Source organism: Staphylococcus kloosii (assembly GCF_003019255.1).
GTDB classification, from domain to species: domain Bacteria; phylum Bacillota; class Bacilli; order Staphylococcales; family Staphylococcaceae; genus Staphylococcus; species Staphylococcus kloosii.
The window spans coordinates 948,644-961,661 of record NZ_CP027846.1; the positions used below are offsets into that span (position 1 = coordinate 948,644).

Genomic DNA, 13,018 nt, shown 5'->3' on the forward strand with positions numbered 1-13,018 from the left:
TGGAATGAACTGTTATTATTTTGATAAATAAAAATTTAATTAAGTAATTCTTTAGAATTTTCTGAAAATATATTGAGGTCATTACTAAAGTGTGATACATTTTTCTGTATTACATAATTAAGGGAAGTGTTTAAAGATGTTAACAAAGGTAAGTAGATTTGCAACAAACACATTCTTGTTTTGGATGTTAGTCGCAGCTATAATTGGGTTTGTTTTTCCAACTGAATTGGCACAAATAAGTAAATATGTGCCTTACTTATTAGGTATTGTGATGATCGGTATGGGTTTAACTATCGATCCGAAAGATTTTAAAATAGTGTTCCAAGCACCGCGTTCAGTTATTATTGGGGTAATTTTACAGTTTACAATTATGCCAGTTACAGCTTTCGTTATCGCTAAAGTTTTTCAATTACCGCCTGAAATTGCAATTGGAGTTATTTTAGTAGGATGTTGTCCGGGAGGCACGTCTAGTAACGTGATGAGTTACTTAGCGAAAGCGAATGTAGCACTTTCTGTTGCAATTACGAGCGTGTCGACATTACTTGCGCCAATCGTTACACCGGCATTAATTTACTTATTTGCCAACCAGTGGTTAAAAGTTTCTTTTGGAAGCATGTTATGGTCAGTAGTCCAAGTTGTGTTAATACCAATTATTATTGGTTTTATTTTACAAAAAGTGTTTAAAAACTTTGCTGCTAAATCTGCTACGGCGTTGCCGATAGTATCTGTTATTGCGATTTCATTAATTTTAGCCTCTGTCGTAGGTGGTAGCAAATCTCAAATATTACAAACAGGTTTGTTAATATTCGCGGTCGTTATTCTACATAATATTGTAGGTTACACTTTAGGTTATGTCTTAGCTAAATTATTAAAATTAGAAAGAGCTGATAAAAAAGCTGTTTCTATCGAAGTGGGAATGCAAAATTCAGGTTTAGCTGTTTCCTTGGCAACCGTGCATTTCAATCTATTAGCTGCCGTCCCTGGCGCCGTGTTTAGTTTAGTCCACAATATTACAGGGCCTATTCTTGCTAGATATTGGTCCAAAAGATAATAACATAACAACTGAGGTACGTTAACGTATCTCAGTTTCTTTATGACTTACGAAAATATTATGTGATAAACTGTGTAGTAATGAAAATATAATAAACAACACGGTTTGGGGGATGAACAATGTATAAAGCGGTAGTATTTGATTTTGACGGTACAATTATAGATACTGAAAAACATTTATATGACATAATAAACAAGCATTTAATCAAGCATAATCATGAACCCGTATCGCTAGATTTTTATACGGGCTCAATTGGTGGTGCTGCCAATGATTTACACGAATATCTAGAGGATAAACTAGGTAAAGAACAAAAAGAAAAAATATATATTGAGCATCATAATACGAGCAAAGATCTACCAATATTTGATGAAATAAAAAAATTAATGGAATATTTAAAACAACGTCATATTCCTATGGCAATAGCAACAAGTAGTTATAGATCGTCTATCGATCCGGCATTTAAACAACTAGCGCTAGAAAATTATATTGATGTAGTCGTAGGTAGAGAAGACGTCACTGAAGTGAAGCCTAATCCAGAATTATATTTAAAAGCAGTACAAGCTTTAAACTATAATCCCGCTAATTGTCTGGCATTAGAAGATTCTGTCAATGGTGCGACGGCAGCAATCAATGCAGGTCTTGATGTAATAGTTAATACGAATAAAATGACTAAAAATCAAGATTTTGCAAGCGTAGCTTATTTAGATAAAGATATGAGTACTGCAAATATAATTGCTAACTATTTTGAAGCGTAACGCAAAGAAGGGTGCTTAATATGACTGTAAATTTAATATTATTCTTTTTAGCAGGACCTATTATTTTAGCTATAGGTAACCTGATACTTGGACCCATTTTTAACAAAAAGATTCCTTTTAGAATCCAAATGAGATCATTTATAGTGAGTACAATTATTTATTTGATTTGCGCCGGTCTGCTTTATCATTTCTTTTTATCTAGTAAATTTTAAATTAAAAAACAGATGATTATCTAATTTAAAGATAATCATCTGTTTTTTTGTATTAACTATTTTAGAAATTGAAAAATTAACGTTGCTATGACTAATACAAGTAATAGGGCGTCGACGCCTATCATAATATTGAAACGAGTGCTTTTTTGACCGGCAAGTTTGCTATTTTTAGCAGCTCTCATGTTGGGTATCAAACTCACTAATAATAAAATAATTATTACGATACCTAAGAAGATAGTCATTTAGGGCCACCTCCTTGTTTGCGTTTATCGATATAAACCCATATATAACCAGCGATTACACCTAAAACAAGTCCGGCAATAATCGCTATTTTTAAAGCAGATAATATGCCACCAATAATTACACAAATAAGCATCGCAATCGGAATAGTCGTTCCAAATTTAAATTTAAGTTCAGGCGTGTGCATCATCGCAAATAAGGTGAAATATAGTACACCTAAAACGAGTGCAGCTAAAATAGATTTACCTACTAAATAGGGAATGTTTCTATCATGTTGACCGAAGTAATTCAGTATAAAAAACAGGATGCCAAAAATAATAGTAATGGTAACGGTACGACTGAATAAATTTTTGTTCATAGTGAACTCCTTTTTGTAAATATAGAGAAAATTATAGCATATTGTTTTATTTTATTATAACGAGAAAACAATAGGGCTATAAAGGGTTTGATTTTTAGACAACATAATAATTTTAATTCAAAATAAAAATACCTTTTGCAATTTTAATGAAAGTATCATAGAATATATGAGGGGTTGTGAAAGCCCTTACATTTTGAAAACTGTGTTTTTTATTAAAAATTTATAGTATACTAACGAGATATAACATTAAAATGTTCGTTTATTTTCAAGAGAGAGATGGGGTTAGAATTAAATGAATGATGAAACAGAATTACATAGGGGGCTGAGTGCTCGTCAAATTAGAATGATCGCACTTGGTGGTACTATCGGTGTCGGACTATTTATGGGGGCAACGAGTACAATTAAATGGACTGGACCTTCAGTTATATTTGCTTATTTAATTGCAGGTTTATTTTTATTCTTAGTTATGAGAGCAATGGGTGAAATGGTTTACTTATATCCAACAACAGGCTCATTTGCTAACTTTGCGAGTGATTACATACATCCAGTTGCTGGTTATTTAACAGCATGGAGTAATATATTCCAGTGGATTGTCGTCGGTATGAGTGAGGTTATAGCCGTCGGTGAGTATATGAATTTCTGGTTCCCGAATTTACCTCAATGGATTCCGGGCGTTATCGTAGTCTTATTATTACTAGGCGCTAACTTAGTTTCTGTAAAAGCATTTGGTGAATTTGAATTCTGGTTTGCGATGATCAAAGTAGTAACAATTATCTTAATGATTGTTGCAGGTTTAGGTTTAATATTCTTTGGCTTCGGTAACGGTGGTCATGCAATTGGTTTATCTAATTTATGGTCAAACGGTGGCTTTATGCCTAATGGTTGGTTAGGCTTCTTCTTTGCATTATCAATTGTTATTGGATCATATCAAGGGGTTGAACTTATCGGTATCTCTGCCGGTGAGACAAAAGACCCACAAAAAAATATAAAAAGCGCAGTTAATGGTATCATATGGCGTATATTAATTTTCTACCTAGGTGCAATTTTCGTTATTGTTACTGTTTATCCTTGGGATGAACTTGGTAATATCGGTAGTCCGTTTACAGCTACATTTGCTAAAGTAGGTATTACATTTGCTGCTGGATTAATTAACTTTGTAGTATTAACAGCTGCAATGTCTGGTTGTAACTCAGGTATATTTAGTGCAAGTAGAATGACTTTCACGTTAGCTCAAAAAGGGCAAATGCCTAAAGTATTCTTAAAAGTAATGAAAAATGGTGTGCCAGCATATACAGTTATTGCGATTGCAATTGGTATTTTAATTGGTGCCTTATTAAACGTAATTTTACCTTTACTTATTAAAGGTGCAGATAGCGTCTTCGTATATGTATACAGTGCGTCAATCTTACCTGGTATGGTGCCATGGTTTATGATATTAATTAGTCATTTAAGATTTAGAAAATTATATCCTGAAAAAGCAGAAGGACACCCATTCACAATGCCGGGTGGTAAATTTGCTAGCTATGTTACTATTTTATTCTTCTTATTAGTACTTATTGGTATGTTATTTAATAAAGAAACTGTAGTATCAGTTGTTATCGGAATTGTATTCTTAGCATTTATGACAATTTTCTATTTCGCAAAAGGCTATCATAAATTAAGTAAAAAAGATCAAATATAATATATTATAAGGACATGTTCAATTTAATTTGAATATGTCCTTTATTTTAATGTGAAAAAACACTTCATAGTGAAGCCATATCTAGGCTACTATGAAGTGCTTTATTAATGTTTAAATTTAATGTTTGATAAATGTTTATGATAATTATCTAACGCCATTTTAGATTGCGTAATAGAATCTAACGCTTCACGATAGTGTAGCGATATATAACGATAATATAATACATCTACAGTAAAGAGTTGCGCAAATAATGAAGTAGTAGCTGCCATACGTAATTCATTTTCATCTGTCGAACCATAAACAATTGTATGATTCGACATATTAGCAATAGGGTTAGAATGTGTGCTTGTTATCGTAACGATAGGTATTTGATAGTCGTTTGCTACCTTAGCCATGGATTGCATTTCGCTATGATGACCTTGATTAGTCACGAATATTATACAATCATTCGCATCATGTGTTGCCAGTGTAGTCATAAATAAATGCGTTTCTTCCATCAAACGGACATTTAAACCAATTCTAGATAACTTTTGAAATAAATCATTGACGATAATTGAAGAAGCACCATAACCAAAAAGAAAAATAGTACGTGACTGTTTTAATACATTACATACTTCATCAATCGTATCATTGTCGATTTGTTGAGCAGTGTATGTCATTGTGTCCGTAGCACGTGTTAACATCTTACTCTTTAATGTATCTACTGCTTCGTTGTTAATAATTTCCATATAATTATTTTTTGTCGTATCCGAAGGTAAATAACGGGATACGTAAATTTTTAACTCTTGGAAACCTTGATTCGTAATCTTTTTGCTGAAACGAACGATTGAAGCGGTACTCGTATTTATTTCTTTGGCTAAATCTTGTACAGACATTTTTATAATAAGGTGCGGACACTTTAATATAAAGTCCGCTATTTTCTTTTCACTTTTTGTGAAATCTTGATATTTACTCTCTATTTGATGAAGTACATTTTTCATAGTTAATCACCTAAATGATCAGATTCTCGCATAGCTTTATTTGTACCGAATAGATAAGTGAATACAAAGCCACCTATATATGCTGCGAGTAGTCCTGCAATGTAACCTAAATACATATGGTCGGATATTAGTGGTAAAAGAGATATACCACTAGGTCCTATTGCAGTAGCACCTATATGTCCGATACCACCGACCACAGCACCTCCAATGCCACCACCAATACAAGCTGTAAAGAATGGTCTGCCTAAAGGTAAAGTGACACCGTAAATAAGTGGTTCACCGATACCTAAGAAACCTATAGGTAAAGCACCTTTAATTGTATCACGTAATGTTTTGTTTTTACGACATCTAAACCATAACGCAATAGCTGCACCAACTTGCCCAGCACCTGCCATTGCTGCTATTGGTAATAAATACGTTGCGCCTGTTTGATTTATCATTTCGATATGAATAGGGGTAAATATATGATGTAATCCTAACATAACCAATGGTAAGAAAAAAGCGCCTATAATAAAGCCACTAAAGATACCACCAATACCGATAACCCAGTTTATTACTGACACAAGTCCTGTAGATACAAATCCTGCTAAAGGCATTATGATAAATATAGTCATTAAACCAATAACTAACAGTGTTAACGTCGGCGTAATAATAATGTCTATAGCGTTGGGTACGATTTTATGTAATCTCTTTTCAACTAAGCTAAGCAACCAAACTGCAAAAATTACACCAATTATCCCACCTTGGCCTGCTTGCAAATGATCACCAGTAAATATATTCGTAATTGCATTTTTATCTGTTAACCCTGTTAACAATGTTGTACCACCAATAACGCCACCTAAGCCTGGTGTTGCTCCGAATTCTTTTGCTGCGTTAATACCTGCAAAGATTGCTAAATAAGCCAACATACCATCTTTAATTACGTTAAAGACTGTCACAAGTTGAGTAACCCATTCTCCAGATATTTGACCACCTTGCATTAAGTTACTTAATACCGCGCCAATACCTCCAATTAAACCAGCACCGATAAAAGCTGGTATTAAAGGAATAAAGATATTAGCAATTGTTTTTAATAATTTATTAAATTTACCACGCTTTTGCTTACTTTGAAATTCTGATTTGTTTTGCGCAGCTTTAGATTCTGCCGCTTCTCTATACGTTTGTCGTTGGTGGGGGATGGTATCACCTAATTTCACACCACTTTGTTCTGCCATATGATTAGCAACTTTATTAACAGTTCCTGGTCCCACAACGACTTGCACACGATCGTCGTTAACGACTCCGAGCACACCTTCAATAGATTTTAAAGTATCATAGTTTACGTCACTTTCATCGATAACTTTAATACGTACTCTTGTCATACAATTAATTATATTGTCTATATTGTCCATACCACCGACTGCGGATATAATTTGATCGGCTAATTTTTGTTCTTTTGACATATGATTAACCACCTTTATTATTTATTTGATAGCTTCTTTAATAATGCCGTTATTGTTTTGTAACTTATTAACAGCTGCATCAGCATCTAAATCGCATAAATACATGACGACAGCTACCTTTAAGTTTTGATGTGCATTGTCATAGAGGTTTTTTGCTAATTGCGCGTCGATATTACATATTTCTTGAATAATATTTATTGCCCTGTCGTTTAATTTATTATTCGTTGGTTTCACGTCTACCATAAGATTACCGTAAACTTTTCCTACACCCACCATAGTGATGGTAGAAATCATATTTAAAATTAATTTTTGTGCGGTGCCTGACTTTAATCGTGTTGAACCTGTCAGTACTTCAGGTCCCACATCGACTTCGATAGGAAATTGAGCATAATTACTAATTTCAGCGTTTGTATTACATGCGATAGCTACAGTGTGAGCGTTTATAGACTGTGCATATTTTAAACCACCTATAACATAAGGCGTTCTACCACTAGCAGCGATGCCAATAACTACATCCGATGAAGTTAAATTAATACTTTGTAAATCGTTTTGAGCACCGATTTCACTGTCTTCAGCGCCTTCAATAGCTTGAGTCATAGCTTGTTGACCACCCGCGATAAGCCCAATGACTTCTTCTGGCGTAGTATTGAAAGTAGGTACACATTCTGCCGCATCAAGTACACCCAAACGACCACTTGTTCCAGCCCCAATATAAATAATCCTGCCACCTTGATTAAATTGTTGTGTAGTTAAGTTAACGACTTCAGCAAGTTGAGGTAATAACTGTTCAATACATAAAGCTACTTTTTGATCTTCTTGATTCATAACTGTAAGTGCCTCTTGAATAGTCATTTCGTCTAAGTGTTGTGTAGCGTTATTTCTTTTTTCTGTAGATAAATGATTCACTTTATTCATCTCCTTTAATTTATGTTTAATGAAAAAGTATAGTTACATTTTATACAATGTAATAAAGCAATATCGTCTTCGTCAATATGGCCTACAACATTGACATGTGGATGACTAGGTAAGTTAGACTTCATCATTTGTAATTCTCCTTCATATCTGCCGTTCAAATGATTATCAATCGTTATATCACCTTTATTTCTCACATCGGTATTTAGTGGCATGATAGTTGTTTGACAATATGACCTTGCTTCTTGCGACCGAATACTAGTCGCAGGATTATCAGGTCGCGACGTATGTTGATGTTGAAAAATTTGTTCATACTGCTTATCAAACAACGTCACATTTAAAGAAATATGCTGTTTATGCAAATAATCACTTATCAGAGATGCTTCATCATAATTTATAGCGCTATCCCCGATGAGTACATTGTTAATGCCGGTTGCTAATAAGTTATGCGCATTTACAATAGGATTACCAAAACGAGCTTCTTCTAAGGTTGGCAAACCTTTATGTAATGGACCTCTTGTTGTACTTCCTGGTATAAAACCATAAATAACTGCTTCGTTGTTAAATGATAAAATTAATTTATTTTGATGTGCGACATGGTTACAATCAAGTCCTGTATCTGGACGAGGGTAATAATTATGGCAATAAAGTATTTGATCAAAGTTGGTCACTGAGTGATATAAATCATTTAATAAATGATGAGAAACTGTACTGGCATTTAAACAACATTTGAAACCGTGTTTGATAATGTCATTTACGACCGCCTTAGATGTTTCGTTATCTATGCGAATTACAATATTCGCATTTGGAAATGATAAATCATTATATAAAGATTCAGTTAGTAATATAGGGTTTATATCTATAATGTAAGTTATGTTCGTATGTTGTAAGAAGGTTAAAAGAGACGTTAGATACTCTATTTTAGTAGCGTCGTTTTCCTCTGGTATCTGCATCGACGTGAAAATGGTGTCATAATTCAAATCAATCATAGTTTGAATATAGTTTTTGTTTATATTTTGTCCTAAATAAACAGCAAAACCGTGCATTGTAGTATCCCTCCATTCTTATGTAATCGATTACATTATACAATATATGAAATAGTATTACAATTTGGCGTAGGAGTTCAATATTAATTGAAATATTATTTCAATATAAAGACGATACTTTCATGTAATAAAAGCAATCTTCTTTGTATGTCTTCAATGTATACTTTAGTATTTCCATTATCCAAAGGTTCAATCGGATTATAATAACAATCAGTTAAAAAATTAAAAAACTTATAATGCAGAAGGGAAGTATGTATAATTGGTTGTTCCTTTAAATCGTTATATAAGTTATGAATATTGTCATTTACGTTGTTTTGGTAAGTATTAAGTTTTTTATCATTAGTAATGTAGGCAAATTTAAAAAGTTCAATATCATTTAATAGGCTGTTGATTTGCTGTTCTAATTTTATTAATTGTTGTAGTATCATTAAATATATACATTCCTTTCAAATAAGAGAGATGAGTGAGAAGTAGGATAGAGCGAGGTACAACTATGTTGAGAAGTGAGAAGTATAGCAAAATTAAAATAAATAAGATTGATTTTTTAGTAATCCCAATACTCATCGTAGCGATGATTATTTTTATATTGTTAGGCAGATTTTATTCCAGTGTTGTGGTTGACGATTTATCTAAAAGTGAACATGTCATGTTAGGAGCATTGGTACAACTACTTGCCTATACGGCAACTATAGTTTGTTATTGGGTCTTAAAAAGAAAAAGTTTTGTGGCTCGATTTAATGAAAATTTTAATTACATAGTAAAACATTGGAAATTTATAGTGTTAGTATTTGTAATTACATATCTACTGTCTTACATATATAATTATGGCGTACAGTATTTACCTGGAGACTTAGGGTTTGAGGAAACGCAAAATGAATTATCGTTACAAGTCATTTTTAGTAACCCAGTATTTTTACCAATCACCTTTATACTAATAGTCATCGTTGGTCCTTTTATTGAAGAATTATTTTTTAGACATCTTTTAATCGGGGAGTTAGGAAAAAAATTCAATTTCAAAATAATGGGAGTTATATCTGTCATTGCATTTAGTTTTATGCACGTTACAGATGCAGCCTCGCCGTTAGAATTTGGAAGTTATTGCATTATTGCGATTGGTATCGTCTATGCTTATTTAAAATCTGGAAGAAAATTAGGGGTAAGCGTCTGCTTGCATATGTTGAATAACTTAATAGCATTTATCATTACAATTTTAATGTAATGATAAATAGCATAAATCCAACTGGAGTTTAGACTTCAGTTGGATTTAAAAATTCACGATAGTTTTTAATAGATATATCTTGCGTTTTTATTTTTTTCTCAAATGAGTAAGCTATATCTTGAATATTTGCGATAGGAATTTCACTAGTACTACCAAGTCCTATCTCGAAAACGACCGCTTTCCAAAGTCCATTTTCACAAATTAATCCAATGAAAATAACATTTTCTGTAAATAATTGTTCCTCATCAAAGTATTCCATTGACATTACATTACGTTCAGTGCAATAAATTAATAAATCGGAAAATAGTGAAGGTAATGCTACATGTTCATGTTGCTCAAATTTGATATAACGATCTAATCGTTTGAGTGTCTTTCTCATTTTACTATATGGTAAGTTTAAACATTTTTTAATTATTGCTGATATTTCTTCTTTATAAGGTAATGTGGAAATTGATTGGCTTTCATTTAACACAAGAAATAGAGCAGATAACTGACTTTCTGTAAGTTCGATTGCGTAATTATGTTGAGATTCTTGCAATTGATAGCCGCCCAACTTGCCATGTTTAGCTAAAATTTTAACACCTTGATCTTCTAAATCTTGTATATCTCTTAATATAGTACGTTTGGAAACTTTGAGATTGTTAGCTAATTCAGCTGCAGTTATTTGTTTATTATGATGAATTGCATTTACAATCATATTTTGTCTTTCGCGTTTGTTCAAAGAAAGTCACCTCCCAAATCATTACATATTACATTTAGTATAGCACAAATACGATGATGACGATATTCAGACAGGTTTTATTAAAAAATTTTAAGAAAACGCTTACATTATTGTGCGACATATGTTAATATATTAATCAGTAACAAAGGGGATAGCATTAAAGAAAAACAAAGGGGTAGCTATATACATATAGTTTTGTTGAATATTTAATTGCTTTAGTTACTATTCAAACATCTTCAATATTTATTACTTACTTTCCTTTCTAATGCCGGCTAGTTAAACTAGTCGGTTTTTTTGTTTCATTATAGAGTGGTAAAAGTATGATAGTTGAACAAGGGGATATATGGTAGAATGAAGAAAATTATGCAAAGGTAAAAAAGTGTTGAGAGGTGTAATAATGGAAAAAGAAGACTTACTACAAATAGATAAACATATTAGAGAATGGTTAAGTACATTAGATGCTGTTATACCACAATTAATTGCTGAAATGGAAACTACGACTAAAAAAAATAGATTTGATTTAGTTACGAACGTTGATAAAACTATCCAACAACATTTCGAACAATTTCTAAGCGAAAACTATCCGCAGCATCAACTTTTTGCAGAAGAAAAAAATAATGATGATATTAAACCAAAAGAAGGTCATGTTTGGATAATGGATCCAATCGATGGAACGACTAATTTAGTCAAACAACAATATGATTATTGTATTATCTTAGGGTATTTTGTTGATGGTATACCAACACTTTCATACATATATGATTATCCGAATCAAACATTACATAAGGCTATAAAAGGACAAGGTGCGTATACGAATGACACACAAATTAAAAAACCCGAACCTCAACCGTTAAAGGATTTAATTATTTCATTTAATTCACAAGTAATGAATAATGACACGATTAATGCGCTATACGACGCAGCATTTAGTTACCGTTTTATTGGATCATGTGGTTTAGATTCAGTAAGAGTAATACATGGACAATTTGGTGCACATATTAATACAAATCCAAAACCATGGGACATTGCAGCACAGTTTTTATTCGCACAAGAATTAGGTCTTAAAATGACGACACTAAGCAACGAAAAACTTGATTTTGCTACGAGTGGACCATTTATTATTAGTAACGAAGGTTGTCACGAGGAAATTTTGAATATATTAAATAGTGGAAATGGTTATGAAAAATTTTAACTAATTAATTCTATATAAATTAAAATATAGGTCTAAAGCACTATGCTTTTATATGACGTTTAATATATAATATTTGATAAGTAATTAAAAAAGAAAAATAGAATAGGAGTGATGTGAGTGAACCGCTCAGATTACTATACAAAGAAAAAGATGAGTGCGCCGAAAAAAGCTATTTTATGGATAATTGGCATACTTGCATTATTAGCTGTTATTGCAGTAATTTATTTAGGGTTTAAAATACTATCAGTAGGAAACGCAATACATAATCCTTTAGATAGAAATAAGTCATCATTAAGAAGTAAAGATGTAAGTTTAAAAAAAGGTGAACCGTTCACAATCGCATTTTTTGGGGTAGATTCAGACGCTAAACGTGCTGCGAATAACGGTGGCCAACGTAGTGATTCAATTATGGTCGTATCTATGAATCCTAAGAAAAAAACTTCTGAAATCGTAAGTGTTCCTCGTGATACACAAGCTAAAATAGTAGGTAAAGGGACAACCGAAAAAATCAATCACGCATATGCTTATGGCGGACCTGACATGGCTGTTAAATCTTTAGAAAAATTATTAAACGTGCCTATTGATCATTATGCAACAATCGATATGGACGGTATGAAAGAAATGATTGACACACTTGGTGGTGTAACAGTTGTAAGTAATAGTACTTTCTCATATGATGGTCAAAGCTTTGAAAAAGGACAAAAAGTTCACTTAAATGGTAAGCAAGCTATGGCATTTATCAGAAGTAGAAAAGAAAGTGGCGCAGGTGGAGACTTCGGTAGACAACAAAGACAACAAATTGTTATGGAAGCTCTAGCAAACAAATTGACAAGCGTTAAATCTGTAACACACTTCAATTCTTTAATGAATCACGTCAAAGATAATGTGAAAACTGACTTATCAATTGGTGACATTAACACAATTAGAGGCAAATACAAAAAAGCAAATGACACAGTAAATAGACATCAATTAGACGGTCAAGGTGGCATTCAAGACGATGGATTGTATTACTTCGTACCAAGTGAAGATTCATTAAAAAGCATTAAATCAGCTATAGACGATAATCTGGGCATATAAGCTCGCAACTTCACAGTATAAAGATTGAGATAGAGACCTTCTGTTAACAGAAGGTCTCTTTTTTTATACGCTCAGTTATATTAGCGTTCATTAAAACCTAATATTTTTTAGCTAAAATAGTTATAAGACGAT

General features: G+C 32.5%; 14 protein-coding genes. 7 read left to right on the plus strand and 7 right to left on the minus strand.

Features of this window, described 5'->3' with window-relative positions; translation table 11 throughout:
- Positions 1-136 precede the first annotated feature (136 nt).
- The 3 genes from C7J89_RS04485 to C7J89_RS13390 all read left to right on the plus strand — a co-directional run bounded on the left by C7J89_RS04485 (position 137) and on the right by C7J89_RS13390 (position 2,018).
- A complete protein-coding gene (locus C7J89_RS04485; protein ID WP_103295689.1) occupies positions 137-1,051 on the plus strand; it encodes a bile acid:sodium symporter family protein in 915 nt (304 codons plus the stop codon).
- Positions 1,052-1,170: 119 nt separating this feature from the next.
- Positions 1,171-1,806 (plus strand): HAD family hydrolase, encoded by a 636-nt coding sequence (locus C7J89_RS04490; protein WP_103295690.1) that lies wholly within the window; start codon positions 1,171-1,173, stop codon positions 1,804-1,806.
- 20 nt (positions 1,807-1,826) lie between these two features.
- Complete coding sequence (locus C7J89_RS13390) at positions 1,827-2,018, plus strand: hypothetical protein (protein ID WP_081108151.1); 192 nt, start codon at positions 1,827-1,829, stop codon at positions 2,016-2,018.
- A gap of 56 nt (positions 2,019-2,074) precedes the next feature.
- Here the strand turns inward: C7J89_RS13390 and C7J89_RS04500 are convergent, their stop codons facing one another.
- A complete protein-coding gene (locus tag C7J89_RS04500) occupies positions 2,075-2,260 on the minus strand; it encodes a hypothetical protein (RefSeq protein WP_061853544.1) in 186 nt (61 codons plus the stop codon).
- Complete coding sequence (locus C7J89_RS04505; protein ID WP_061853543.1) at positions 2,257-2,616, minus strand: hypothetical protein; 360 nt, start codon at positions 2,614-2,616, stop codon at positions 2,257-2,259. The genes C7J89_RS04500 and C7J89_RS04505 overlap by 4 nt, the downstream gene beginning before the upstream one ends.
- A 292-nt stretch (positions 2,617-2,908) precedes the next feature.
- Between C7J89_RS04505 and C7J89_RS04510 the strand changes: the two genes are divergently transcribed.
- Positions 2,909-4,297, plus strand: coding sequence for an amino acid permease (locus C7J89_RS04510; protein WP_103295639.1), 1,389 nt, complete (start codon positions 2,909-2,911; stop codon positions 4,295-4,297).
- Between the two features lie 104 nt (positions 4,298-4,401).
- Here C7J89_RS04510 and C7J89_RS04515 read toward each other — a convergent pair whose 3' ends face one another.
- Genes C7J89_RS04515 through C7J89_RS04530 form a run of 4 tightly spaced genes read right to left on the minus strand, consistent with a single transcriptional unit; the run spans position 4,402 to position 8,677 of the window.
- The gene (locus tag C7J89_RS04515) at positions 4,402-5,277 is read right to left on the minus strand and encodes a MurR/RpiR family transcriptional regulator (protein WP_061853541.1); all 876 of its coding nucleotides are present in this window, start codon (positions 5,275-5,277) and stop codon (positions 4,402-4,404) included.
- A 2-nt stretch (positions 5,278-5,279) separates the two neighbouring features.
- The gene (locus tag C7J89_RS04520) at positions 5,280-6,719 is read right to left on the minus strand and encodes a PTS transporter subunit EIIC (RefSeq protein ID WP_061853540.1); all 1,440 of its coding nucleotides are present in this window, start codon (positions 6,717-6,719) and stop codon (positions 5,280-5,282) included.
- A gap of 21 nt (positions 6,720-6,740) precedes the next feature.
- On the minus strand, positions 6,741-7,625 hold the full coding sequence (murQ, locus tag C7J89_RS04525) for an N-acetylmuramic acid 6-phosphate etherase (protein ID WP_103295638.1): 885 nt from the start codon (positions 7,623-7,625) through the stop codon (positions 6,741-6,743).
- A gap of 14 nt (positions 7,626-7,639) precedes the next feature.
- Positions 7,640-8,677, minus strand: coding sequence for a MupG family TIM beta-alpha barrel fold protein (locus C7J89_RS04530; RefSeq protein ID WP_103295637.1), 1,038 nt, complete (start codon positions 8,675-8,677; stop codon positions 7,640-7,642).
- A gap of 493 nt (positions 8,678-9,170) precedes the next feature.
- Here C7J89_RS04530 and C7J89_RS04540 point away from each other — a divergent pair, with 493 nt between their 5' ends.
- Positions 9,171-9,896: a CPBP family intramembrane glutamic endopeptidase gene (locus C7J89_RS04540; protein WP_103295636.1), complete on the plus strand. Its 726-nt coding sequence runs from the start codon at positions 9,171-9,173 to the stop codon at positions 9,894-9,896.
- 28 nt (positions 9,897-9,924) lie between these two features.
- Here C7J89_RS04540 and C7J89_RS04545 read toward each other — a convergent pair whose 3' ends face one another.
- Positions 9,925-10,617: a helix-turn-helix transcriptional regulator gene (locus C7J89_RS04545; protein ID WP_061853535.1), complete on the minus strand. Its 693-nt coding sequence runs from the start codon at positions 10,615-10,617 to the stop codon at positions 9,925-9,927.
- A 397-nt stretch (positions 10,618-11,014) separates the two neighbouring features.
- On the opposite strand from C7J89_RS04545, the gene C7J89_RS04550 reads away from it, so the two are divergent.
- Positions 11,015-11,809 carry an inositol monophosphatase family protein gene (locus tag C7J89_RS04550; protein ID WP_103295635.1) on the plus strand — a complete coding sequence of 265 codons (795 nt, stop codon included), beginning with the start codon at positions 11,015-11,017 and terminating at the stop codon, positions 11,807-11,809.
- A 150-nt stretch (positions 11,810-11,959) separates the two neighbouring features.
- Entirely contained in the window at positions 11,960-12,886 is a 927-nt protein-coding gene (locus tag C7J89_RS04555) for an LCP family glycopolymer transferase (protein WP_229294337.1), read from the plus strand.
- Positions 12,887-13,018 lie beyond the last annotated feature (132 nt).